General features: G+C 65.0%; 18 protein-coding genes, 1 tRNA gene and 1 pseudogene. 15 read left to right on the forward strand and 5 right to left on the reverse strand.

What is annotated here, in order from left to right:
* Positions 1 to 65 precede the first annotated feature (65 nt).
* Complete coding sequence (locus CEQ44_RS21275; RefSeq protein WP_088184850.1) at positions 66 to 1,100, reverse strand: hypothetical protein; 1,035 nt, start codon at positions 1,098 to 1,100, stop codon at positions 66 to 68.
* Between the two features lie 83 nt (positions 1,101 to 1,183).
* On the opposite strand from CEQ44_RS21275, the gene CEQ44_RS21280 reads away from it, so the two are divergent.
* Together CEQ44_RS21280 and CEQ44_RS21285 are read left to right on the forward strand one after the other, a co-directional pair.
* Positions 1,184 to 2,491: an aspartyl/asparaginyl beta-hydroxylase domain-containing protein gene (locus CEQ44_RS21280; RefSeq protein WP_176400371.1), complete on the forward strand. Its 1,308-nt coding sequence runs from the start codon at positions 1,184 to 1,186 to the stop codon at positions 2,489 to 2,491.
* A gap of 87 nt (positions 2,492 to 2,578) precedes the next feature.
* Positions 2,579 to 2,818: a hypothetical protein gene (locus CEQ44_RS21285; RefSeq protein ID WP_254913789.1), complete on the forward strand. Its 240-nt coding sequence runs from the start codon at positions 2,579 to 2,581 to the stop codon at positions 2,816 to 2,818.
* Positions 2,819 to 2,875: 57 nt separating this feature from the next.
* On the opposite strand, the gene clpB is transcribed toward CEQ44_RS21285, so the two are convergent.
* Both clpB and CEQ44_RS21295 read right to left on the reverse strand, forming a co-directional pair.
* On the reverse strand, positions 2,876 to 5,455 hold the full coding sequence (clpB, locus tag CEQ44_RS21290) for an ATP-dependent chaperone ClpB (RefSeq protein ID WP_088184848.1): 2,580 nt from the start codon (positions 5,453 to 5,455) through the stop codon (positions 2,876 to 2,878).
* 75 nt (positions 5,456 to 5,530) lie between these two features.
* Positions 5,531 to 7,165 (reverse strand): M28 family metallopeptidase, encoded by a 1,635-nt coding sequence (locus CEQ44_RS21295; protein ID WP_254913790.1) that lies wholly within the window; start codon positions 7,163 to 7,165, stop codon positions 5,531 to 5,533.
* Between the two features lie 207 nt (positions 7,166 to 7,372).
* Between CEQ44_RS21295 and CEQ44_RS21300 the strand changes: the two genes are divergently transcribed.
* The 7 genes from CEQ44_RS21300 to CEQ44_RS21330 all read left to right on the forward strand — a co-directional run bounded on the left by CEQ44_RS21300 (position 7,373) and on the right by CEQ44_RS21330 (position 15,780).
* Positions 7,373 to 10,249: a pitrilysin family protein gene (locus tag CEQ44_RS21300; protein ID WP_088184903.1), complete on the forward strand. Its 2,877-nt coding sequence runs from the start codon at positions 7,373 to 7,375 to the stop codon at positions 10,247 to 10,249.
* A 28-nt stretch (positions 10,250 to 10,277) separates the two neighbouring features.
* Positions 10,278 to 10,577, forward strand: a complete 300-nt coding sequence (locus tag CEQ44_RS21305) for a hypothetical protein (RefSeq protein ID WP_088184846.1) — start codon at positions 10,278 to 10,280, stop codon at positions 10,575 to 10,577.
* A 153-nt stretch (positions 10,578 to 10,730) separates the two neighbouring features.
* On the forward strand, positions 10,731 to 11,180 hold the full coding sequence (locus CEQ44_RS21310; RefSeq protein ID WP_088184902.1) for a MarR family winged helix-turn-helix transcriptional regulator: 450 nt from the start codon (positions 10,731 to 10,733) through the stop codon (positions 11,178 to 11,180).
* Positions 11,177 to 13,243 carry an FUSC family protein gene (locus CEQ44_RS21315; RefSeq protein WP_373438213.1) on the forward strand — a complete coding sequence of 689 codons (2,067 nt, stop codon included), beginning with the start codon at positions 11,177 to 11,179 and terminating at the stop codon, positions 13,241 to 13,243. The genes CEQ44_RS21310 and CEQ44_RS21315 overlap by 4 nt, the downstream gene beginning before the upstream one ends.
* Positions 13,240 to 13,455, forward strand: coding sequence for a DUF1656 domain-containing protein (locus CEQ44_RS21320; protein WP_088184844.1), 216 nt, complete (start codon positions 13,240 to 13,242; stop codon positions 13,453 to 13,455). Before CEQ44_RS21315 ends, CEQ44_RS21320 begins: the two co-directional genes overlap by 4 nt.
* Entirely contained in the window at positions 13,452 to 14,360 is a 909-nt protein-coding gene (locus CEQ44_RS21325) for an efflux RND transporter periplasmic adaptor subunit (protein ID WP_088184843.1), read from the forward strand. The genes CEQ44_RS21320 and CEQ44_RS21325 overlap by 4 nt, the downstream gene beginning before the upstream one ends.
* Positions 14,353 to 15,780, forward strand: coding sequence for an efflux transporter outer membrane subunit (locus tag CEQ44_RS21330; protein WP_088184842.1), 1,428 nt, complete (start codon positions 14,353 to 14,355; stop codon positions 15,778 to 15,780). The genes CEQ44_RS21325 and CEQ44_RS21330 overlap by 8 nt, the downstream gene beginning before the upstream one ends.
* A 163-nt stretch (positions 15,781 to 15,943) precedes the next feature.
* Here CEQ44_RS21330 and CEQ44_RS21335 read toward each other — a convergent pair whose 3' ends face one another.
* The gene (locus CEQ44_RS21335; protein ID WP_088184900.1) at positions 15,944 to 16,459 is read right to left on the reverse strand and encodes an outer membrane protein assembly factor BamE; all 516 of its coding nucleotides are present in this window, start codon (positions 16,457 to 16,459) and stop codon (positions 15,944 to 15,946) included.
* 161 nt (positions 16,460 to 16,620) lie between these two features.
* Between CEQ44_RS21335 and CEQ44_RS21340 the strand changes: the two genes are divergently transcribed.
* The 3 genes from CEQ44_RS21340 to dinB all read left to right on the forward strand — a co-directional run bounded on the left by CEQ44_RS21340 (position 16,621) and on the right by dinB (position 18,834).
* Positions 16,621 to 17,145 (forward strand): ubiquinol-cytochrome C chaperone family protein, encoded by a 525-nt coding sequence (locus CEQ44_RS21340; protein WP_088184901.1) that lies wholly within the window; start codon positions 16,621 to 16,623, stop codon positions 17,143 to 17,145.
* The gene (locus CEQ44_RS21345; RefSeq protein ID WP_373438214.1) at positions 17,142 to 17,678 is read left to right on the forward strand and encodes a DUF177 domain-containing protein; all 537 of its coding nucleotides are present in this window, start codon (positions 17,142 to 17,144) and stop codon (positions 17,676 to 17,678) included. Before CEQ44_RS21340 ends, CEQ44_RS21345 begins: the two co-directional genes overlap by 4 nt.
* A gap of 61 nt (positions 17,679 to 17,739) precedes the next feature.
* Entirely contained in the window at positions 17,740 to 18,834 is a 1,095-nt protein-coding gene (gene dinB, locus CEQ44_RS21350; protein WP_088184841.1) for a DNA polymerase IV, read from the forward strand.
* A gap of 91 nt (positions 18,835 to 18,925) precedes the next feature.
* Here dinB and CEQ44_RS21355 read toward each other — a convergent pair whose 3' ends face one another.
* Positions 18,926 to 19,732 carry a DUF1134 domain-containing protein gene (locus tag CEQ44_RS21355; protein WP_088184840.1) on the reverse strand — a complete coding sequence of 269 codons (807 nt, stop codon included), beginning with the start codon at positions 19,730 to 19,732 and terminating at the stop codon, positions 18,926 to 18,928.
* 221 nt (positions 19,733 to 19,953) lie between these two features.
* Between CEQ44_RS21355 and CEQ44_RS21360 the strand changes: the two genes are divergently transcribed.
* The 3 genes and pseudogenes from CEQ44_RS21360 to CEQ44_RS25410 all read left to right on the forward strand — a co-directional run.
* A tRNA-Ser gene (locus CEQ44_RS21360) sits at positions 19,954 to 20,045 on the forward strand.
* Positions 20,046 to 20,552: 507 nt separating this feature from the next.
* Positions 20,553 to 20,945 carry a hypothetical protein gene (locus tag CEQ44_RS21365; RefSeq protein ID WP_088184839.1) on the forward strand — a complete coding sequence of 131 codons (393 nt, stop codon included), beginning with the start codon at positions 20,553 to 20,555 and terminating at the stop codon, positions 20,943 to 20,945.
* A 607-nt stretch (positions 20,946 to 21,552) separates the two neighbouring features.
* Positions 21,553 to 22,041, forward strand: a pseudogene (locus CEQ44_RS25410) (CRISPR-associated endonuclease Cas3''); the annotation flags it as partial.
* Positions 22,042 to 22,233: the final 192 nt, after the last annotated feature.

Genomic DNA, 22,233 nt, shown 5'->3' on the forward strand with positions numbered 1-22,233 from the left:
GCTGGTGGAAACACCGGCCCCTTTTTTTATCGATGCGATGCGATGATTGCTGCGGGGGCGGGCGATCAATCCAGCAGCGGGTTGGGTAAGCGCATCCTTATGCCGCCATTATCCGCCAGCACGCGCGCCCAATGGGCGACCTTCTCCACCTCTTCGCCATGGAGTTCCAGGCCGCGCCGTGCCTCCTGCGCGCGCTGGCCCGGCGCGAAATCGGCGCCGTCCTTGGCGTTACGCGTGAAGATCGGTCCGTTGACGATGCCCGCGACCGCATCGTTATCCAGCGCCAGGCCGAACAGGCGGGCGAGCGCCGCGAGGCTGTCCCCCGGACGCGCCACCAGCGTTTCGCTGTCGAGCGTCGCCACCCGATCGCCCAGCTTCATCGCGATATCCTGAAACTGTCGCTGCTGCGCGAGCCAGCCGACGGCCGCGACCTGAATGTCGGTGAGGCCCAGATACGCGTCCGGCGCGATGCCAAGCGGCGCCAGCATCCCTTCGCGCAGCAGCTTGCCGAACAGGTCGCGCACCCACAGCCGCCCCCACATGCCCTTGCGCGCGATCGAGGCGAGATAGGCGTCGAGCGGGGCGTGAAGCAGGAGCGCGTGCGCCTGCGGCCGCAATCCCAATAGGGCGGGGATCAGCGGGTTGACGATGTTGGAGGGCTTTACCACCACCGCCTCACCCGGAGCGAAAGGCCGCGCGAGCAGGCGCAGGCCCTCATCCAGCACACGCGCGACATCCGGCCCTTTCGCGCCGCGATGCCGCCAGCCGATCAGGTCGTTGAGCAGCACCGGCTCCTTCAACCCCATCGCCACGCCGGGATAGTCGAAGGCGGCGGCCAGCAGCGTCGAACAACAATAGGCCGAGTGAAAGACGAAATGGATGGGCGCAGCAGCCGGCGCCTGCGCCATCGCATCGGCGCGGCGCAGCACCAGCGGGGCATCCGCCTCGCCCAGATACTCATCGGTCAGAAAAGGGAGCGCAGCATGGCGGGCGCGCGGGACGTGCCGCATGTGAAAGGCGTCATGGCCCGGATCATAGCGGTGGGCCAGCCATTCGGCGCTGCCCATAACGTCGCCGATTGGCGGAAGGGAAAGGGTCATGCCGCAGCTTTCGCACGGGTTTACGCAGCGGACAAGGCGGGGGGAACATGCCCCTCTTGCCAGCGCATCCGCTTGTGATAGCGATGATGCACAAGGAGCTGGGGCGCTTTATGGATGTGACGGTCGGACGTTTGTTGCAACAGGCCATCGAGGCGCGTCGGCAGGGCCGCGCCGCGGAGGCAGAGCGTATATTGGGGGCGGCGCTGGCGCGCCAGCCGGGGGAGCCGCAACTGCGCAACCTGTTGGGCCTGATCGCGCTGGATCGCGGCGATTTTGCCGCGGCACGCGCCCATTTCCAGGCCGCGGCGGAGGCTGATCCGGGCGAAGCGGCACTGTGGATGAACGTGGCGTCGGCCGAACGCGGGCTGGGCGCGGCGGAGGGCGAGCGCACGGCGCTCAACAAGGCGATCGCCATCGACCAGCGCAACCTGATGGCGCAGATCCGCATGGCGCAGTTGCAGCAACGGATGCACGAGGCGCAGGGCGCGGCTGACAGCTGGGCCAAGGTGCTGGCGCTGACGAGCGGCATGACCGACATCCCGCCCCCGTTGGCCGAGACGCTGGTTCAGGCGCGCCAGTTTGTCAGCGACCATCATGCCCGCTTCGCCGCCTTTGTCGAAACGAACCTGGCCGAGCAGTTGGGACAAGCCGACGCAGTAGCGAAACGCCGGTTTCAGGCCTGCCTGGACCGGGAGTTCGGACGCCGCACCATATATCAGAATCACTGCTCCGGCCTGCATTACCCTTTCCTCCCGGCCGACGAATTTTTCGATCGAGCCCATTTCCCCTGGATGGCGCAGTTGGAGGCGCAGACCGATGCGATCCGGGCCGAGTTTCTGGCGCTGATCGCCAGGGATGGCGGCGTCGTTCGCCCCTATGTGCGGCAGGAGGCGGGGACGCCGGAGAATAAGTGGACGGCGCTGGACGGATCGCTTGATTGGGGCGCATCCTTCCTGTGGGAATATGGCGTGCGCAACGAAGCGGTCTGCGCCGCCTGTCCGCAGACGGTCGCGGCGCTGGAGGCGTTACCGCGCGCCGACATTCCCGGACGCGCGCCGTCCGCTTTCTTCTCGTTGCTCAAGCCCAAAAGCCGGATTCCCGCGCATACCGGCGTCACCAACAGCCGCGCCATCGTCCATCTGCCGCTGGTAGTGCCGCCGGGCTGCTTCTTTCGCGTCGGAGGCGAAACGCGGGCCTGGGAAGAAGGCGTCGCGTTCGCTTTCGACGACACGATCGAGCATGAAGCATGGAACGAGAGCGAGCATTTGCGCGCGGTGTTGATATTCGACGTGTGGAACCCGCATTTGTCGCTTGAAGAACAGCAATTATTGAAGCAATTCTATGCCACAGCCGATGCGAGCAAGGCGAACGGCGTCCGCTCGACCATCTGATCGACGGCAGGCAGCAGGGTCCATGCGGAGAGGCGGGACCGGCCCGGCCGCCTTTCTGGGAGATTATCAATGCGTGTTTTGAAGACCATGATCGCCGCGGGCCTGTTCGCCATGGCAATGCCCGCGCTGGCGCAGGACAAGCCGAAACTGGACCGCAATGACCCCAACGCGACGCGATGCCGGCGCCTGGACGTGACCGGATCGCTGGTGCGCAAGGAACGTATCTGCAAGACCAACGCGGAATGGCGGGCGATCAGCGAGCAGCAGAATCGTGACGCCGACGATTTGATCACCCGCAGCCGCGCGGGCATGAACCCGAACGGCTGACGGCGGGCGGGTTGTCGGCCGACAGGCCCCGCCGCTGATGCGGCGAGGCCTGTATTGCTACGCAACCGTCAGCTTGAGCGCGCCGTCGCCATCCTCCACCCGCACCGTCGATCCGTCCGGCACTTCGCCGCGCAGGATGAGGTCGGCGAGCGGGTCTTGCAGATAACGCTGCACCGCGCGCTTCAACGGCCGTGCGCCATAGACGGGGTCGTAACCGACACGACCGAGCCAGGCCCGCGCCTCATCGGTGAGATCGAGCAGGATCTTGCGATCCTTGAGCAGCTTGCCGATGCGCGCGACCTGAATGTCCACGATCGGCGCCATATGGGCGGCGCCCAGGCGGTGGAACAGGATGACTTCGTCCAGCCGGTTGAGAAATTCGGGGCGGAAATGGCCGCGCACAATCTCCATCACCTGCGGTTCGACCTTCTCCACCGGCTCGTCATCGGCGAGGCCCGTGAGATACTGGCTGCCCAGGTTCGACGTCAGGACGATGATCGTGTTGGTGAAATCGACCGTGCGCCCCTGCCCGTCGGTCAGGCGGCCGTCGTCCAGCACCTGAAGCAGGATGTTGAACACGTCGCCATGTGCCTTTTCGACCTCATCGAACAGGACGACCTGATAGGGACGACGGCGGACGGCTTCGGTCAGGACGCCGCCTTCCTCATAGCCGACATAGCCCGGAGGGGCGCCGATCAGCCGGGCGACGCTGTGCTTCTCCATGAACTCGCTCATGTCGATGCGCACCATCGCGCTGTCGTCGTCGAACAGGAAGCCGGCAAGCGCCTTGGTCAGCTCGGTCTTGCCGACGCCGGTGGGGCCAAGGAAGAGGAAGGAGCCGAGCGGGCGGTTGGGGTCTTGCAGGCCCGCACGACTGCGGCGCACTGCAGTCGCTACGGCTTTCACCGCTTCGGCCTGGCCAATGACCCGCTTGCCCAGCGTCTCTTCCATCGCCAATAGCTTCTCGCGCTCGCCGGTCAGCATCCGCTCGACCGGGATGCCGGTCCAGCGGGCGACGACGCCGGCAATGTCCTCCGCCGTCACTTCCTCGCGCAGCATCGCACCTTCCGACGCGGTTTCGGCTTCTGCGAGGCGCTTTTCGAGCGCGGGAATGCTGCCGTAGGACAGTTCGCTCATCTTCGCGAGGTCGCCCGCGCGCTGGGCCTGCTCCAGTTCAAGCCGGGCGGCGTCGAGTTGCTCCTTGATCTTCGCTTCGCCGGCGATCTTGTCCTTTTCCGCCTGCCAGCGCTGGGTCAGCGATGCAGATTGCTCCTCCAGATTAGCAAGGTCTTCCTCCAGCGTGGTCAGGCGGTCCGCCGACGCCTTGTCAGATTCCTTTTTCAGCGCCTCCCGCTCGATCTTGAGCTGGATGATGCGGCGGTCGAGATTTTCGATCTCTTCGGGCTTGGATTCGACTTCCATGCGCAGCCGGGACGCGGCCTCGTCCATCAGGTCGATCGCCTTGTCGGGCAGGAAACGGTCGGTGATATAGCGGTTGCTGAGCGTCGCTGCGCTGACGAGCGCGCCGTCGGTGATGCGGACGCCGTGGTGGAGTTCGTATTTTTCCTTCAGGCCGCGCAGGATGCTGATCGTGTCCTCGACCGTCGGTTCGCCGACGAAGACGGGCTGGAAGCGGCGCTGGAGCGCGGGGTCTTTTTCGACATATTTGCGATATTCGTCGAGCGTGGTCGCGCCGATGCAATGGAGTTCGCCGCGAGCAAGAGCGGGCTTGAGCAGATTGCCCGCATCCATCGCGCCTTCGCTTTTGCCCGCGCCGATCAGCGTGTGCATCTCGTCGATGAACAGGACAATATGGCCTTCAGCGGCTTTTACTTCATCAAGGACGCCTTTCAGACGCTCCTCGAACTCGCCACGATATTTGGCGCCCGCGATCAGGCTACCCATGTCGAGCGCCATCAGGGTGCGGTCTTTCAGCGTATCGGGCACGTCGCCATTGGCGATGCGCAGCGCAAGGCCCTCGGCGATCGCGGTCTTGCCGACGCCGGGGTCGCCGATCAGAACCGGGTTGTTCTTGGTGCGGCGGGCGAGGATCTGGATCGTGCGACGGATTTCCTCGTCACGGCCGATGACCGGGTCAAGCTTGCCCGCGCGTGCCGCTTCAGTCAGGTCGCGGGCGAATTTCTTGAGTGCGTCATAGCGATCTTCCGCGCCCGCCGTGTCGGCGCTGCGGCCCTGGCGCAGGCTGTTGATCGCGGCGTTGAGCGCTTCGGGCTTTACGCCTGCGGCGGCGAGCGCTTTGCCAGCGGTCGTCGTGGTGGCGAGGGTGAGGGCGAGCAGCAGGCGTTCGACAGTGACGAAACTGTCGCCTGCTTTCTGCGCGACCTGTTCGGCGCTGTCGAGGACACGGACTGCGTCATTGTCCAGGCCGGGGGTCTGCTGCGCGCCAGACCCGGAGACGGCGGGCACCTTGGCGAGCGCGGCGTCGGTGTCGCGCAGCGCGACTTGCGCCGAACCGCCCGCCGCCTTGATGAGGCCGGACGCCATGCCCTCGCTGTCTTCCAGCAGGGCCTTTAACAGATGTTCCGGGCCGATCCGCTGATGGCTCATGCGGATCGCGACGGTCTGCGCCGATTGCAGGAAGCCCTTGGCGCGGTCGGTGAATTTTTCGAGGTTCATGTGTGTCCCCATGGATAAGATGGTGACGATGTAGTGTTGCTCAAAAACCACACAAGGGGCGGGTGGTGATTATCCTTATCGGGTCGCCTTTTCCGCCTGCGGGGCGAAGAGGTCACCGAAGAAGTCCTTCGCGAACCAGCGCGGCGGCGCGTCGCCGTCCGCCATGGCGCGGGTGATGCGGTAATTGGCCTCTGCAAAGCGCGCGCCGGCGGCCCAGTCGATCTTTTGCGTCATGTCGTCGCCGGGATGGTGATAAGCGCCGCCCAGAAAGTCACCCCACGCCTTTTCGCCGCCATTGGCATAGCCGGTCGCGAGGAAGACGGCGGGTACGCCCTGCTTCACGAACATATAATGGTCGGAGCGCACGAAGATGCTTTCCTGCGGCATCGGATCGGGGGAGAGCTTCACGCCCATGGGCGCGACCGCCTTGGCCACGATCGGCCCCAGGGTGGAATGGTCCGCGCCGAAGGCGATGAGATCGGTGAAGGGATAGAGCAACAACGGCATGTCAAGATCGACATTACCGACGATCTGCCTGACCGGGACGCTGGGATGGCGGGCATAATAGTCGGCACCCAGCAGCCCCTTTTCCTCTGCGGTGGAGGCGAGGAAGATGATCGAGCGGCGCGGTTTGTCCGGCGCCTGCGCCATAGCGCGGGCGACCTCCAACATGGTCGCGATGCCGGCGCCATTGTCCAGCGCGCCATTGTTGATCCGGTCCTTATCGGCTGCGTCGCCGGGCTTGGCGGCACTGACGCCGATATGGTCGAGATGGGCGGACAGGACGACATATTCGTCTTTAAGCTTGGGGTCGCTACCGGGCAGGATGGCCACGACATTGGGACTGCTGACACGCTGGCTGACCGTGTCGGCCTTGATCGTCACGCTGGTCTTGAGCGCGAAACCCTTCGGCTTGCCGCCCACCTTGTCGGCAGTCTTGCGGATCGCGGCGATGGTCGCGGGCGCACCGGCGAACACGGCCTGCGCCGCGGGGTCGTTGAGCATGGCGGCGGCGCGCAGGCCCGGCGCGGCGTTGAACGGCACGCCTTCGGGCGAAACCCAGGTGAAGTCGGGTTCGTCGGCGAATTGCACCATCCGCGCCCAGGGACGCGCCTTGGCCGACTGGAGCGTGTTGAGCGCGATCATGCCGATCGCGCCATGGGATTCGGCGATCTTCCCCTTGGTCGCGGAGAGGTGCGCGCCCTCCTCGCTCGGCAGCCCCTTGGGATAGCCGCGCAGGGTGACGACGATTTTTCCCTTCACGTCGAGGCCGGCATAGTCGTTGAGGCCAAGCCGCGCATTTTCAAGGCCATAGCCAACGAAAACGAGCGGCGCGGTGACGTCAAGATGCGGTTGGTCGGCGTTGATGCCGATGATGACGTCGCCGGCGTGGGTGAAGCTTTTCGCACCGGCGGGGCTGGTGACGGTCAGCGTGGCGGGCGTCTTGCCAAATTCGGTTTTCTGGAATGTGATGCGCTGGAGCCAGCTGACCCCATTTGCATCGGTGTCGCCGGCGGGTTTCAGGCCGAGGGCGTCAAACTGGCTGGCGACGTAGCGGGCGGCGATCTCATGCCCTTCGCTGCCGGTGTCGCGGCCTTTCAACAGATCATCGGCGAGAAATTCGACATGGGCGCGCATGGCGGCGGGGGTGAAGACCGGGTCGGCGGCGCTCTGGGCCGGGAGGGCGGCGGGCAGGAGCAGCGCCGTCATGGCAATAAGGGAGAGGGGGCTTCGCATGGAGGAACTTTCCATTGGAGAGGCGGGATGGACCGAAGGATTGCCGCCGTGCTGCGACCCTGTCCAGCAATAAGCGTATTGCGCGTCTAAAACGGTCCGCTATGCTGCGCCCATATGTGCAGCGGCTGCGTTCTGCCCCAAGTTCCGCTGCTGCAAAGTCCCCCCTTTCATGAGGTTCTCATGGCCCTTTCCCCGATGTCGCGCCGCCTGTCCCTGATGATGGGCCTGTCCGTTCTGGCGCTCTCTCCCGCAGCGCATGCCGCCACGGCTGTACCGATGGCGGCCCCTGCCCCGGTCGCCAGCCTGGTGTCGCAGGTCGATATTCCCTATGAGGAATTTACCCTCAACAACGGGCTGCGCGTCATTGTTCATACCGATCGCAAGGCGCCGGTGGTGGCGGTGTCAATCTGGTATCATGTCGGGTCGCGCTACGAGCCGGCGGGGAAGACCGGTTTCGCCCATCTGTTCGAACATCTGATGTTCTATGGGTCGGAAAATGCCGATGGCCCCTTCTTCGGGCAGCTGGAGGATATCGGCGCGACCGATTGGAACGGGACGACCTGGTTCGATCGCACCAATTATTTCGAGACGGTGCCGACCGGGGCGCTGGACCGGGCGCTGTTCCTGGAGTCCGACCGCATGGGCCATCTGTTGGGCGCGGTGACGCAGACCAAGCTGGATACGCAGCGCGGCGTCGTTCAGAATGAAAAGCGGATGGGCGAGAATGAGCCCTATGGCCTGGTGGAATATGCGCAGCTTGACGCGATGCTGCCCGCAGGCCACCCCTACCGCCACTCCACCATCGGATCGATGGCGGACCTGAACGCGGCAAGCCTGGCCGACGTCCAGAACTGGTTCAAGACCCATTATGGGCCGAACAATGCGGTGCTGGTGCTGGCGGGCGATATCGATGTCGCGACGGCCAAGGCCAAGGTCGAGAAGTGGTTCGGCAATATTGCCGCTGGCCCGGCCCCCAAGGATGTGGACGCGGCCGTGCCGACGCTCGACAAGGATGTCGAAAAGCTGATGCACGACAATGTCGCGGCGACGCGGCTGTATCGCAACTGGATCGTGCCGGGTGTCAATTCGGACGAGTTGCAGCAGCTGGACCTGGCCATGACCGTGTTCGGTGGTTTGAAATCTTCCCGGCTGGACAATGCGCTGGTGCGCGATGAAAAGGTCGCTGTAGCCGTGAAGGCCAGCATCCAGCCGTTCGAGAAGCTGTCCATCGCAGAGATCACGGTGGACGTGAAGCCGGGCGCGGACCCGGTGGCGGTGGGCAAGCGGCTGGACCAGTTGCTGGCCGACTATCTGGCCAAGGGGCCGAGCGCCGACGAGGTGTTGCGCGCCGCGACCCAGCAGGCCGCCGGCACAATTTCGGGACTGGAGAAGGTCGGCGGCTTTAGCGGCAAGGCGGTGACGCTGGCCGAGGGGGCGGTCTATTCCAACGATCCGGCGAAATATAAGAAGGACCTGGCCGTCTATGCCGCCGCGACGCCGGCGACGGTGAGCGCCGCCGCGCGCAAATGGCTGGGGCGGCCGGTGCTGCGCCTGACCGTGGCGCCGGGCGAGCGGTCGGCCGCCGACAATGCGCTGGCGGGCAATGTTCGGGCAGAGGGGGCGACGCACAAGCCCGCTTTCTTCCGCAATCCCGATGCGGCAGCGCCCAAGGCGGCGACGCCCCCGGCCCCGACCAAGATCGCCGAGCCGCCCATCGAGCCGGTCAAGGATCTGGACTTCCCCGATGTCGAACATGCGACGTTGAAGAACGGCATCAAGGTGGCGCTGGCGCGGCGCACCACGGTGCCGACGGTGCACGTGTCGGTCGCCTTCGATGCGGGCAATGCGGCGGATGACAAGGCCAAGCTGGGCACGGCGGGGCTGACCGCCGCGTTGCTGGACGAGGGCACGACGACGCGGTCGTCGCTGCAGATCGCCGAGGAGCAGGAAAGGCTGGGCGCGTCGATCAGCGCGGCCAACAGCATGGACCGGACGACCGTCGGCCTGTTTGCGCTCAAGCCCAATCTGGACGCCTCGCTGGGCCTGCTGGCCGACGTGATCCGCAACCCGGCCTTTGCGCCCGCCGAAGTCGAGCGGCTGCGCGGGCAGGTGCTGACCGGTATCCAGGCGGAAAAGACGTCACCGATGTCGATTGCGCAGCGGATGCTGCCGCCGCTGCTGTATGGACAGGCGCACCCCTATGGCATCCCCTTCACCGGGTCCGGCACCGAAACTGGTGTCAAAGCGGTGACGCGGGCGGACCTGACGGCGTTTCACGACACATGGCTGCGGCCCGACAACGCAACCATCTTCGTTGCGGGCGACACGACCCTGGCAGACCTTATGCCGCTGCTGGAAAAGCGGTTCGGCGACTGGAAGGCGCCCAGGACGGCGAAGGGCGTCAAGACGTTCCGCATGGACAAGATGATGCGCCCGGCCAAGATCGTGCTGATCGACAAGCCGCAAAGCCCGCAGTCGATGATCCTGGCGGGGCTGTTGACCAACAAGGCGGGCACCGACAATCCGGTGACGTTGCAGACGGCCAATGAAGTGCTGGGCGGCGCGACATCCTCGCGCTTGTGGATGGACCTTCGCGAAACGAAAGGCTGGGCCTATGGCGTGGGCACGGCGCTGTCGGGGGTCAAGGAAACCATCCCCCTGCTGGTCTATGCCCCGGTGCAGACCGACAAGACCGGCGAATCGATTCAGGCGATCCGCAAGGATATGACCGAGTTTCTGACCACCAAGGGCACGACGGAGGCGGAGCGCAACCAGACGATCAACAGCCAGATCTTGTCGCTGCCCGGCAGTTTCGAGACGTCGTCGGACCTGCTGTCCGCAATGATGCGCAACAGCCTGATCGGTCGGCCGGACGATTATTATGAAACGCTGCCCAAAGTCTATCGCGCGATGACCGCGGCGGACTTCGACAAGGCCGCGCGTGAGTCGATCAACCCCGATCGGCTGATCTGGGTGGTGGTCGGCGACGCCAAGCTGGTGCGACCGCAGCTTGACGCGGTGGGCCTGCCGGTGGAAATGGGCACATTGGCTGATTGACGCCAACGTAAAGCATAGGAGAATAGAGATGGCAGTGGATGGCGCTTATGATTGCGTGGCCAAGACGCCGATGGGCGACCAGAAGGGCGTGTTCACCGTCGTCAGCAGCGGAGACCGCTTCAACGGCACGTTCGCCGGGATGATGGGGTCGCTGGACGTGGTCGACGGCAAGGTCGATGGTGAGAAGCTGACCTGGAAGATGGAAATGACCATGCCCATGCCGATGACGCTGGAGTGTGAAGCGCAGGTGGCGGGCGACGCCATCACCGGCACGATGCAACTGGGCGCATTTGGCGCGTCGGCGTTCAACGGGACGCGGCGGGCATAATCTCCCGTCATTGCGAGCGCAGCGAAGCAATCCAAAGGCGCGCCACTGGATTGCTTCGCTGCGCTCGCAATGACGAACATAGGCAATAGCGCGACAGCGAGCGAGACAGTTATACGATATTGATATTTTCCGTTAGTTAGCTATCTAATGGAAATGCCCTTATCAGACCCCAAGCGCGCTTTGGCGCACAAGATCGCCCCCGTCGCGCGCGCCTGGCGTCAGCTGGCCGACTCGGTCCTGGCCGAATTTGGCGTATCGAACAGCGCTGCCTGGTGCCTGATCCATATCGACCGGCTGGGCGGCGAAGTAGGGCAAAGCGCGCTGGCCGATTCGCTGGACATCCGTCAGCCTTCTCTGGTGCGCACATTGGACCAGGTGCAGGCAGCGGGCCTGGTGCAACGGGCGCAGCATCCAGACGACAAACGGTCCAACATCATCATCCTGACTGACGCCGGGCGTGAACTGGTCGGCCGGATCGAAACCAAACTCGACGCGCTGCGGGCCGAATTGCTGAAGGACGTGCCGGACGGGGCGATCGAGGTCACGGTATGGCTGCTCGACCTGCTGAGCCTGCGCATCAGCGAATGGAAAGGCGCGCCATGAACGCCGCGCGCTGGGGCGACCGGTTCGGCGTGCCGGCCGCGCTCTTTTCCGTGAAATGCCTCGCAGCGGCCATGCTGGCGCTGTATGTCGCGTTCAGCATCGGGCTGGAGCGGCCCTATTGGGCGTTCCTGACCAGCTATATCGTCGCACAGCCGATGGCGGGCGCTGTGATTTCCAAGGCGGTGTTTCGCGCCGTCGGCACGCTAGTGGGCGCGATGTTCGCCGTGGCGATCGTGCCGCCGCTGGTCAATGCGCCCGAATTGCTGGTGCTGGCGATGGGCGGCTGGCTGGCGCTGTGCGTGTTCGTGTCGCTGATGGACCGGACGCCGCGATCCTATATGTTCGTGCTGGCGGGCTATACCGCCTGCCTGATCGTCTTTCCCGATGTCGATACGCCCCAGACCATCTTCACCGTCGCGTCGTTGCGGGTGCAGGAGATTGTGATCGGCATCGCCTGCGGCAGCCTGGTCCACAGCGTCATCCTGCCCGGATCAGTTACGGCCACGTTGCTGGCGCGGGTGGAGGGGATGTTGCGCGACGCCGAACGCTGGTCGCGCGATGCGATCGCGACGCAGCCGGTCGCGAGCCTGGACGCCGAGCGCCGCCGTCTGGCGCAGGACGTGACCGAACTGCACCAGATGGCGGTCCATCTGCCCTTCGACATCAGTCGTCTGGCGCCGCGGGTGCGGACCGTGCGCGCGTTGCAGGACCAGTTGTCGATGCTGTTGCCGCTGGGCGCGGCGGTGGAAGACAGGCTGGCGCAATTGAAGGCCGCCTATGGCGGGACCGTGCCGACCCAGGTCGAGACGCTGATCGCCGATGTCCGCGAGTGGCTGGAATCCCCCGTGGTGGACAATGCCAGCCGGGCGTCGCTGGCCCAGGCACTGATCGACCGTTGCGCCGCGCTGGAACCGGCGGCGACGCCCGACATGGCATGGGCCGACATGATGCGGCTGAGCCTCTATGCCCGGCTCGCCACGCTTATCGCGGTGCATCGCGATTGCCGCGACTTGGCCGACCAGATGGCGACGCACAGCCGGGCCGCCGTGACGCCACGGGTCGCGCAACTGCTGGAGGGTCGCCGCAACCGCGAACTGCACCGCGACTATGCCCGCGCGGCGCGGGGTGCGTTCAGCGCCTTCGTCACGGTCGTGCTGGGCTGCGCGATCTGGATATGGAGCGGGTGGAAGGATGGCGGCACGGCAGTGATGCTGGCGGGCGTGTTCCTGGCCTTGTTCGCGGCGGTCGATAATCCGCTCGCGCCCTTGAAGGGCTTCATGATCGGCACGATCGCGGCGTCGGCGCTGGGCGCGCTCTATGGCTATGCGATCATGCCGCGGTTGGACGGTTTTGCGATGCTGGCGCTGGCCTATGCGCCTGCCCTGCTGCTGCTGGGCGCGATGATGGCGTCGCCGCGCTGGGCGGGGATCGCGCTGCCCACTTTGTTGGGGCTGGGCAGTCCGGTGCTGTTGTCGAGCCGCTATGTCAGCGCATTCGGCAGCTATGTGAACGGCGCGGTGGCGCAGATCGTCGGCATCTGGTTCGCGATCATCATGGCCGGGCTGTTGCAGTCGGCAGGCGTCGAAGGCGCGATCCGCCGCACATTGCGCGCGGGCTGGACCGACATCGCCAATCGCGCGACGTTGATGCGCCCGCCCGACCTGCGCGGCTGGATCAACCGGATGCTCGACCGCATCGCCCTGCTCGCCCCCCGGCTGGCAGCGACTCGCGCCGATAGCGGCAAGCCGCTCTACGACGCGCTGCGCGACCTGCGCACCGGGGTCGCGATCGGCGAGCTGCGCCAATTGCGGCTGGACCTGCCGATGCAGGAGGGCGCGCCGCTGGCCGCCGTGCTGGGAGGTGTGAGCCGCCATTATCGCGGGCTGGACCCGGATGGGCCGGCACAAGCCGATCCCGCGCTGCTGGATGATATAGACAGCGCCATCAGCGACATCAGCGCCCATCCGCGGCCGCCGGTGCGGCGGGAGGGGGTATTGGGGCTGGTGAGCCTGCGCCGCAACCTGTTCCCCGACGCCCATGCCTATCGAAGGGCCATCGCATGACCGGCGAAATCGCTTTGGGGGGCATCTATGTCCCCACCCTGTTGCTGCTGGCGCTGGTCGCGCTGGTGCTCAGCTGGGCGCTGACCCGGCTGATCGGCGCTTTGGGCCTCTATCGCTTCCTGGCCTATCGCGCCGCCGTGGACCTCAGCCTCTTCATCCTGTTGCTGGGCGCCCTTGCCCTGATCGTTCCCACCTTTGGAATCCGTCTATGAATCGCCTTTCGTCCACGCTCATTCGGAGCGCCGCCACCATCATCCTGGTCATCGCCGCGGCGCTGGTCGCGATATGGATGTGGAATCATTATGAGCGCAGCCCCTGGACGCGCGACGGGCGGGTGCGCGCCGACGTGGTGCGGGTGACGCCGGACATCAGCGGGCTGGTGACGTCGGTCGCGGTGCGGGACAACCAGCGGGTGAAGGCCGGCGACCTGCTGTTCGTGATCGACACGCCACGTTACGCGCTGGCGCTGGACCAAGCCAAGTCGCAGATCGCCAGCGCGCAGGCGACGCTGGCGCAGGCGCGGCGGGAGGCGCGGCGCGATCTGGCGCTGGGTGATCTGGTGGCGGCGGAAACGCATGAGCAGAATGTCGCGCGGGTCGAGACGGCGCAGGCCGCGCTGACCGAGGCGATGAGCGCGCGCGAGGGCGCGGCGCTGAACCTGCAACGGACGAAGGTCAGGGCCTCGGTCAATGGCGTGGTCACGAACCTGGACCTGCATCCGGGCGACTATGTCGGCGCGGGCGCCCAAGCGCTGGCCCTGATCGACAGCGACTCGATGCGGGTCGAGGGCTATTTCGAGGAAACCAAGCTGGGGCTGATCTGCGTCGGCGCGCCGGTGACGGTGCGGCTGATGGGCGAGGCGCAGTATCTCCATGGCCGGGTCGAGAGCATCGCCTTTGGCATTGACGACGACAGCCGCACCAATAGCGGCAATTTGCTGCCCGCGGTTGAGCCGACCTTTAGCTGGGTGCGGCTGGCGCAGCGGATTCCGGTGCGGGTGAAGCTGGACAAGGTGCCAGAGGGATTGCGGCTGATTTCGGGGCGGACCGCGACGGTGACGGTGCAGCCGGCGGCGAAGCACAAGGATGGCAAGGCGGGAGTTTGCCGTCATGGGTGAGCGCAGCAAAAAGCGAGGAACAGGGAGGGGGATTGCGGTCTCCTTGTTGGCATTGGGCCTGTCCGCCTGCGCGACCGCGGGGCCGGATTATCGGTCGCCTGAACAATCCGCCGCCACCGCGCCCGCCGCGACCGGGGCGTTTCATTCGGCGCAGGGCGGACCCTATAGCCACGCAGACCTGCCGGATCATTGGTGGCGGCTTTATGCCGATCCGCAGCTCGACGGCCTGATCGAACAGGCGCTGGCCGCCAATACCGACCTGCGCCAGGCCGACGCCAATCTGGCCCAGGCGCAGGCGGTGCTGCGCGAGGCGGAGGCCGGGCGCGCGATCACGACCGGGATCAGCGGCGGGGCGACGCTGTCGCGCCCGTCCAGCACCGGATATAGCCTGCCGGGCGTGGTCGGCTATGATCTGGGCCTGTCCGCCAGCTATCCGCTCGACCTCAATGGCCGGATCAAGCGCGCGATCGAGGCGAGCGGCGCGGAAGTGGAGGCGAGCGCCGCGGCGCGCGACTATGTGCGGGTCAGCGTCGCGGCGGCGACGGCGCGCGCCTATGCGCAGGTGTGCGCGGCCAATTACAGCCTGGGCGTCAACCGGCGGGTGGTGGCGTTACAGCGCGATACGCTGACCGCGACGCAGCGGCTGGCCAGAGGCGGGCGCGGCACCGCCTTCGACGTCAGCCGGGCGCAGGCGGCGGTGGACAGCAGCGCGGCCGCTCTGCCCGCGTTCGAGGCGCAACGGCAGAATGGGCTGTATTTGCTGGCGACATTGCTGGGGCGGCCGCCGGCCGATTATCCGCGCGCGATGGAGAGTTGCGCGGCGCTACCGGCGTTGCGGGCGCCGCTGCCGGTGGGGGATGGCGCAGCGCTGATCCGGCGGCGGCCCGACATCCGGCAGGCCGAACGCGCGATCGCAGCGGATACCGCACGTCTGGGGGTGGCGACCGCCGACCTCTATCCACAGGTCAGCATCGGCGGGTCGGTCGGCCTGTCCGGGCCGCTCAAGGATCTGGGGTCGGGTACGGCCTTCGGCTTCAGCCTGGGACCACTGATCAGTTGGAGCTTCCCCAACCGGCCGGTGGTGCGGGCGCGGATCGCGCAGGCCGATGCGACGGTGCAGGGCGACCTGGCCGGGTTCGACGGGACCGTGCTGGAGGCATTGCGCCAGACCGAGACGGCGCTGGAGACCTACCGCCGCGATGCCGAGCGGGCAGCGGCGCTGGACCGGGCGCGGGACAGCGCGGCGCTATCGGCGGCCCAGGCGGGCAAGCTGTTCCGATTCGGCCGGGGCGATTTCCTGTCGCTGCTGGACGCGCAGCGGAGTCTGGCGAGCGCGGAGGTTACGGCGGCGGCGGCGCGGACGCAGCTGGTGCAGGACCAGATTGCAATCTTTCTGGCGCTGGGGGGCGGTTGGGCGTGAGGGCGGCCACACCGCTACCAACTCCGTTCGTGCTGAGTAGGGGCTGAGCGAAGTCGAAGACCCGTATCGAAGCATCATACGCTGTGCATGATCCTTCGATACACCATTTCGACTTCGCTCAATGGCTACTCAGGACGAACGGAAATATTAGGATTCATTTGAATTAGCTGCCGTTGGGGCCGCCGCCGGTGTTGCTGCCGCCGCCACCGCCGCCCATGCCGCCAGCGCCGACCGCACCGATATTGCCGAAAATCTCGTCGAACAGGCTGCGGTTGCGGCCCAGCGTCGGGGTCTTGTCGCCCATGGGCGAGATATTGGCGACCTGGTCAAGCCCCATGCGATCGACCGCCGCGACATTGCCCGCGCCATCGAAGCGGACGCGCAGCACGGTCTGCTCCACAGGCTTTGGATTGGCGAAGGCCAGCGCGCGCATTTCGCGCGAGACATAATACCAGTCCTGCTCGCCAAATTGCGAGATGAAGCTGGGACGGCCCAGCGTCCCTTCCACCGAGGCGCGATTGTCGATGCCGGGCTGGACCGAATCGACCAGCAGCTTGTCGATCGAATAGCCCTGATGCGTGCGAATGCGGGTACAGCCAGACGCGCCCAGCACCAGCGCGCTGAGGCCGATCGCGAGCAGGATGCGCCCGCGTGGCGAATGACGGCTGAACTGACGCATGAACTTCTCCTGCGGGGGGCGACCCGCGAACCCAAGAAACTGATGTCGCCATTGCATTGGGCGACGCAGCGATCAATATGGAAATGCGCAAGCCCCGGCAAGGGGCGCAAAATATCGGACGGCGCGTCGCCATCCGATCCGTCACGAAAAGCTGTTGTCCGATGTCCGCTTCCCCGTCCTTCCTTCAGCGCCTGTTTGGCCGCACTGATCCCAAGGAGGGGCTACGGCCGCTCTATAACGCCGTGATCCAGGAGGGACGGCAGCCGCACTGGTATGTCGAGGGCGCCGTGCCCGATACGATAGACGGGCGGTTCGACATGATCGTCGCGATCCTGGCGCAGCTGCTGATCCGGCTGGAACAGCAGGATGGCCCGCAGGAGAGCGTATGGCTGACCGAATTGTTCGTGGACGACATGGACGGGCAGTTGCGGCAGGAAGGGATTGGCGACGTGGTGGTCGGCAAACATGTCGGGCGGATGATGAGCGCGCTGGGCGGACGCATCAGCGCCTATCGCGCGGCCTTGAACGGGACGGCCGATCTGAACGATGCGTTGCGACGCAATCTCTATCGCGGCGTTGATGTCGATGACGCGGCGGTCGCCCATGTCGAAGGCGCGCTGCGGGCGCGCTGGACGCGGCTGGGCTGCGTTTCGCGCGACGCGCTGCTGCGAGGAGATATCGGATGACCATCAACCTCAACCCCGAATTTTCGCGCACCCACAAAGTGGATCAGATCGCGCGGCTGGCGGGCAAGCTGCATATCGCGGCCAAGCAGCCGGAGCGCGACGCGCTGGCGCAGCGATTCGGGCTGTTGGCGCTCGATCGGCTGGAGGCCGATTATAGTGTCGCCACGGAGGATGGCGCGATCGTCGCACGGGGCCGGGTGCGCGCGGAGCTGGCGCAACCGTGCGTCGCGACCGGCGTGGCCGTGTCCGAGACGATCGACAGCGATTTCGTGCTGCGCTTCGTGGTCGAGAGCGAGGAGGCGCAGGCGGCCGACGAACTGGAGCTGGACGCGGAAGATTGCGACACGATCGGCTATGACGGCCATGTCATCGACATGGGCGAAGCGGTGGCCGAAACGATGGTGCTGGCGATGACCCCCTTCCCCCGCGCGCCGGATGCCGACGCCTATCTGAAGGAGGCGGGCGTGCTGAGCGAGGAGCAGGCAAGTCCCTTTGCCGTGTTGCTGGGATTGAAGGACAAGGACGCGCATTAAGGGACGCGCATTACGAGTCAGGCGTTTCCCTTTCGTTCCTGTCCGTGGCATAGGATGCGCCATGGACTCGGCCACGGACCCGGCGCTGCGCAAGATCATCCATGTCGACATGGACGCCTTTTACGCGTCGGTGGAGCAGCGCGACGACCCGTCGTTGCGGGGATTGCCGATCGCGGTGGGCGGCGGCGGCCCGCGCGGCGTGGTGGCGACATGCAGTTATGAAGCGCGCAAGTTCGGGGTGCGTTCCGCCATGCCGGGCGCGCGGGCGCGGCGGTTGTGCCCGGACCTGATCTTCGTGCCGCCCCGTTTCGATGTCTATCGCGCGGTATCCGGCCATGTGCGCGAAATTTTCAGCCGCTTTACCGACATCGTCCAGCCGCTCTCGCTCGACGAAGCCTATCTGGACGTGACGGTGAACAAGCCGGGGATCGCTTCGGCGACGCAGATCGCGCAGGAGATACGGCGGATGATCCGGGCGGAAACCGGCCTGACCGCGTCGGCCGGCGTGTCCTACAACAAGCTGATCGCCAAGCTGGCGTCGGACCAGAACAAGCCCGACGGCGTGTGCGTGGTGCGGCCGAGCGAGGGGCCGGCCTTCATCGCGGCGATGCCGGTGCGGCGCATCCATGGCGTGGGGCCAGTGACGGCGAAGCGGATGCAGGCGCTGGGGATCGAGACGGGCGCGGATTTGCGGGCGCGCGACCTGCGTTTTCTCCAGACGCATTTCGGCAGTGCCGCCGACTATTATTATCGCGCGGCGCGGGCGCAAGACGACCGGCCGGTGCGCGAGCGCGAGGGACGCAAGTCGGTGAGCGTCGAGGATACCTTCTTCGACGATCTGGTCGAGGAGGCGGCGCTGGTCGCGGAGATCGAGCGGATCGCGGCCAGCCTGTGGACCCGGATCGAGAAGGCGCAGGCCTGGGGCCGGACCGTAGTGTTGAAGGTGAAATTCGCCGATTTCCGCATCATCACCCGATCGCGCAGTTTTTCCACGCCGGTGCGGTCGGCCGATTTGCTGGCGCAGGCGGGGCGGGAATTACTGGTCGCGCAACTGCCGCTGCGCATGGGCGTGCGGCTGTTGGGGTTGGGGGTGCATAATCTGGAAGGCGAGGAAGAGGAGGAGGCGCAGGCTGGGCAGTTGGCTTTGGGGTTGTAGGGGCGCCCCGTGCCCACCCCGCTGCGACTAACGCGCTACGCGCATAAGTCTCGCTGCCCCTCCCGCGAGCGGGAGGGGTGTTTATCGGCGTTTAGAAAGGCAGCCAGGTGCGCTTTTCGCTGAACTTCATATAGCCGGCATTGACGCCGAGGCGGTAGCCGACACCGAGGCGTATGGGGATCAGCACGACATTGCCCCAGCGCAGATAGGAGGCGGTGAAGCCGCCGACCAGATAGGCCGTGCCCTCCGCGGCGGGGAAGCGGTGATAGAGATCCTGGGTGTCGTAGAGATTATAGACCAGGACGAAGGTGTTAGCCGCGTTGCCGCCGACGTCGAAGCCGATCGACGGACCGGTCCAATAGACTTCGCGCTTGCCCTCCACCTTATGGTTGAGCGTGCCCGACCCATAGCGCAGGCCGACGACAAAGGCGCCCGACGCTTCGCGCCCGGAAATATAGGCATTGGGACGGCCTTGATCCTTCAGCACCTTTTCGATGAGGCCGGCGAGGCCTTCGGCGCCCTTGCCGAATACCCCTTCGGCCGCGCCGATCAGGTCGTCTTCCTGATAGGAGTCGGCGGGCGGGAGAGCGGCGGGCGGCGAGTTGGGCGTGACCGGCGCGCCGGTGGCGGTGTTGCCGGTGGCGCTGCCCGCTGGGGCTTCATAGGGGGCGACGCCTGGGCTGACGCCTTGATCGACGCTGCTGTCGACGCCGGGATCGGTGGGCGTCGTATTGGCGGGCGGCGGCGGCGCGAGGTCGGAATCGATCGCGGTGTTGGGATCGATCGTCTTGACCTGCGCTGTGGCCGCGAGCGGCGTCAGCGCCATGCCCGCCAGCGCCGCGACCAGCGCCATAGCGCGCGTGATGCGGCCGCCCGTCTGCCCTTTGATGCCGATCATGCCCGATACTCCCCGAAAAACCCGCTTCCTAGTCATCATAGGGCATTGCGACCCGCAAGCTGAAACGACAATGAACGAACGGCGACACGAGTCGATTCCGCGCCGGAACGAAAGCGCGGAGGTTGCGAAAATTCCTGCAACAGCCCGTTGCCATGCCGCAAAGCCCTCGCTATAGCCCCTGCCAGCCATTGCTCTCCTGTCTGGGTGGGCAAATTTCGTGCGGAGACGTGGGTGAGTGGCTGAAACCAGCGGTTTGCTAAACCGTCGTGGCCTTAAGGGGCCACCGAGGGTTCGAATCCCTCCGTCTCCGCCACTTTCTATTGTTTTTGCTGGATAATTTTCGCTTCGGCGAAACTATGCCCATTTCTATGCCCACTATCTAAATGGTAGTTAGCGAACAGCGGCAGCCCGAACATCTGGTCACCGAGCGCAACAGATATTTCTAACCTCCAAAATTTGCGTGGCCGAGTGAGCGTTATTATCATAGCGCTCGTATACGCGAACTGAGCGAATCAACAGTCTGGTAGCACTCCCAGTCATTCTTAAGACTGTGCATCCAAGCTCGTCGAAGACAGCGGGTATTTTTATCCAAGCTGTAGATATAGTGTATAATGAATGACTTGCACGAAGCGGGCAAAAAGGACTTCCTTAAACCGAAACGGCGACCGGCTACCTCAAGCGCGGCGCTTACATGCTCATATGTGTGTATCTTGACGCAGGATACGGGCGTAACATCATACGCGTAGTCGAAAAAGATAACCGTGTGCCAAGGCGAGGCCCCTCGTTCGAGCAGAACCCCTTTCATTGGGGGCTGTGGGCCATGTTCATCAATGATAGCGTCATTGGTAAGGACGAGCGGTGGCTATTTGCAAGCCAGATCCTGTACGCCTTTCGGAACAATGTGCCCGAGCATTTTTTGGCCGGGTTTCTATATCAACTTGGGAAAACGCAGAAAATCTTAATTATGTGCGTTCAGATCGACGGGACCCTTGGCCTGCTGCCGCCGCACAACAGGGAGGGGAATGATTTGGTACTGCGCTTAGCTGCACCAGAATGGTATTCCCCCATGGAGGCCATACAAGTCGTGGAACACCACCCGGTCAGTTGGCAATTTAATTGCGTGGAAACCGCGATAGACCTGCCTTTGCATCCCTCAATTTGTGTCACGAACCATACGTCATACACGGTCGACATTTCGGTAAAGGCATTTTGAATCTTGGCGAGAAGACCCCTGATGACCTGCGGCCCTTTCAAGAGCAATCAGGCATCATCTGCCATCAAAGGTGGCGGTTGAGGATCAAGCTCGCCGAACGATATGGCGGGTTGGCTTCGATCATCCTAAATGTCCGGTGGATGGACGAATATGCCATATTCGCAGAATTCTATGAAAATTGGTCGCTGAACTTTGATGGCGGAGGGGGTTGGACATCCACGTTATAAATGGCCGGCCCTAACTCTTACCGCAGCTACCATGACATGCCGACGCTGTCGCAGCAGCCGGTGGCAGGACTGTCGTTGGTCAAATAACTGACAAACACGTGGGGCGTCCCTCCGGACGCTCCACCATGCAATGAGAAAACGACCCTTGCCGGACGCTCGGCGCTCCATTCAGATCCTCAGTTGCAGACGGTCGGCTATCGCATCGCTTCATGGCAAATGTCGGTGCCACGTCGGACAGGAGATCTTCGACAATTCGTAGCGATGGGGGGAAGAATGTACGTCACCACGACGGTGGATGACAAAGTCCGTCACGATCGCAATGCCGCTGGACAAGGGGCGGTAAGTCGCGATTGTGGCCAGCAGCGCTGGGGGGGAGCGAGATGGCCAAATATGCGCATTCGCTGGAGGACAGGCCGGAAACCGATTGGGAACCGCTGGCGCATCATCTTTCCAACGTCGGCGATCGGGCCGCAGGATTTGCCGCGCCCTTTGGTGCCTCCACATTGGCGCTGGCCATGGGCTTGTTGCACGACATCGGCAAATGTTCGGCTGCCTATCAGACTTATATCCGCAAGGGCCGCTTGCCCGGCGGGCTGAAGGGACCGGACCATAGCAGCGCAGGCGCACAGCAATCCTGCGCCCTCTATGGCACCGGGCTGGGCCGCCTGATGGCCTTTGGCATTGCGGGCCACCATAGCGGCCTGATGGATGGCGACGGCCATGGCGCGAGCGACCTCAACGGGCGACTGAGCAAGAAACTGGAGCCGCATGACGATTGGCGCGACCATGTCATCGACCTGCCTGCCGCCGCCGAGTTGCACGCCAGCATCGCGCCCCCCAGGGTCAATGCCATCGACCGCAGCTTTTCCGCCGCCTTCCTGCCCCGCATGCTGTTTTCCGCACTGGTCGACGCCGACTTCCTCGAAACCGAAGCCTTCTATGCCCAGGCCAACGGAGAAGAACCACCGCCGCGCGGCGGCACGCTGACGGCCCGTCATCGCGACACGGTCCGCGCCTTCCTTGCCCGCCATCGCAGGGCTGATACGCCGGTCAACAAACTG

The organism is Sphingobium sp. Z007, from assembly GCF_900013425.1.
Lineage (GTDB): Bacteria > Pseudomonadota > Alphaproteobacteria > Sphingomonadales > Sphingomonadaceae > Sphingobium.

What these genes read in the sequence shown, in the direction of transcription:
- CEQ44_RS21275 (WP_088184850.1), bottom strand. Translation starts at nt 1,100, where the DNA reads ATGACCCTTTCCCTTCCGCCAATCGGCGACGTTATGGGCAGCGCCGAA.
- CEQ44_RS21280 (WP_176400371.1), top strand. Translation starts at nt 1,184, where the DNA reads ATGATGCACAAGGAGCTGGGGCGCTTTATGGATGTGACGGTCGGACGT.
- CEQ44_RS21285 (WP_254913789.1), top strand. Translation starts at nt 2,579, where the DNA reads ATGATCGCCGCGGGCCTGTTCGCCATGGCAATGCCCGCGCTGGCGCAG.
- clpB (WP_088184848.1), bottom strand. Translation starts at nt 5,455, where the DNA reads ATGAACCTCGAAAAATTCACCGACCGCGCCAAGGGCTTCCTGCAATCG.
- CEQ44_RS21295 (WP_254913790.1), bottom strand. Translation starts at nt 7,165, where the DNA reads ATGACGGCGCTGCTCCTGCCCGCCGCCCTCCCGGCCCAGAGCGCCGCC.
- CEQ44_RS21300 (WP_088184903.1), top strand. Translation starts at nt 7,373, where the DNA reads ATGGCCCTTTCCCCGATGTCGCGCCGCCTGTCCCTGATGATGGGCCTG.
- CEQ44_RS21305 (WP_088184846.1), top strand. Translation starts at nt 10,278, where the DNA reads ATGGCAGTGGATGGCGCTTATGATTGCGTGGCCAAGACGCCGATGGGC.
- CEQ44_RS21310 (WP_088184902.1), top strand. Translation starts at nt 10,731, where the DNA reads ATGCCCTTATCAGACCCCAAGCGCGCTTTGGCGCACAAGATCGCCCCC.
- CEQ44_RS21315 (WP_373438213.1), top strand. Translation starts at nt 11,177, where the DNA reads ATGAACGCCGCGCGCTGGGGCGACCGGTTCGGCGTGCCGGCCGCGCTC.
- CEQ44_RS21320 (WP_088184844.1), top strand. Translation starts at nt 13,240, where the DNA reads ATGACCGGCGAAATCGCTTTGGGGGGCATCTATGTCCCCACCCTGTTG.
- CEQ44_RS21325 (WP_088184843.1), top strand. Translation starts at nt 13,452, where the DNA reads ATGAATCGCCTTTCGTCCACGCTCATTCGGAGCGCCGCCACCATCATC.
- CEQ44_RS21330 (WP_088184842.1), top strand. Translation starts at nt 14,353, where the DNA reads ATGGGTGAGCGCAGCAAAAAGCGAGGAACAGGGAGGGGGATTGCGGTC.
- CEQ44_RS21335 (WP_088184900.1), bottom strand. Translation starts at nt 16,459, where the DNA reads ATGCGTCAGTTCAGCCGTCATTCGCCACGCGGGCGCATCCTGCTCGCG.
- CEQ44_RS21340 (WP_088184901.1), top strand. Translation starts at nt 16,621, where the DNA reads ATGTCCGCTTCCCCGTCCTTCCTTCAGCGCCTGTTTGGCCGCACTGAT.
- CEQ44_RS21345 (WP_373438214.1), top strand. Translation starts at nt 17,142, where the DNA reads ATGACCATCAACCTCAACCCCGAATTTTCGCGCACCCACAAAGTGGAT.
- dinB (WP_088184841.1), top strand. Translation starts at nt 17,740, where the DNA reads ATGGACTCGGCCACGGACCCGGCGCTGCGCAAGATCATCCATGTCGAC.
- CEQ44_RS21355 (WP_088184840.1), bottom strand. Translation starts at nt 19,732, where the DNA reads ATGATCGGCATCAAAGGGCAGACGGGCGGCCGCATCACGCGCGCTATG.
- CEQ44_RS21365 (WP_088184839.1), top strand. Translation starts at nt 20,553, where the DNA reads ATGTTCATCAATGATAGCGTCATTGGTAAGGACGAGCGGTGGCTATTT.